The sequence below is a fragment of the Mesorhizobium sp. WSM4830 genome (genome assembly GCF_055811495.1).
Map to the genome: position 1 here is coordinate 1 of NZ_JBVVQI010000114.1, position 497 is coordinate 497.

Annotated in this window: 1 protein-coding gene; it reads right to left on the reverse strand. The window is 61.6% G+C overall.

Annotated features, from left to right (window positions below):
* The coding region (locus AC0L2Y_RS34590; protein WP_473562337.1) for a TCP-1/cpn60 chaperonin family protein at positions 1-497 on the reverse strand (497 nt) is incomplete at both ends.

Below are 497 nucleotides of genomic sequence, written 5' to 3' on the forward strand. Positions count from 1 at the left end.
CGGATGACGGCAACGCCGCCCGCCAGCTTGGCGAGACGTTCCTGCAGCTTCTCCTTGTCGTAGTCCGAGGTGGTCTCTTCGATCTGCTGCTTGATCTGGGCAACGCGGCCCTGGATCTCTTCTTTTTTGCCGGCGCCGTCGATGATGGTGGTGTTCTCCTTGGAGATCGACACCTTCTTGGCGCGGCCGAGCATGTTGAGGCCGACATTCTCGAGCTTGATGCCGAGGTCTTCGGAGATGACCTGGCCACCGGTGAGAATGGCGATGTCTTCCAGCATGGCCTTGCGGCGATCACCGAAGCCCGGCGCCTTGACGGCGGCGATCTTCAGGCCGCCACGCAGCTTGTTGACGACCAGCGTGGCCAGGGCCTCGCCTTCGACGTCTTCCGATATGATGACCAGCGGCTTCGAGGTCTGCACGACAGCCTCGAGGATCGGCAGCATGGCCTGCAGGTTGGAGAGCTTCTTCTCGTGGAGAAGGATGTAGGCGTCTTCCAG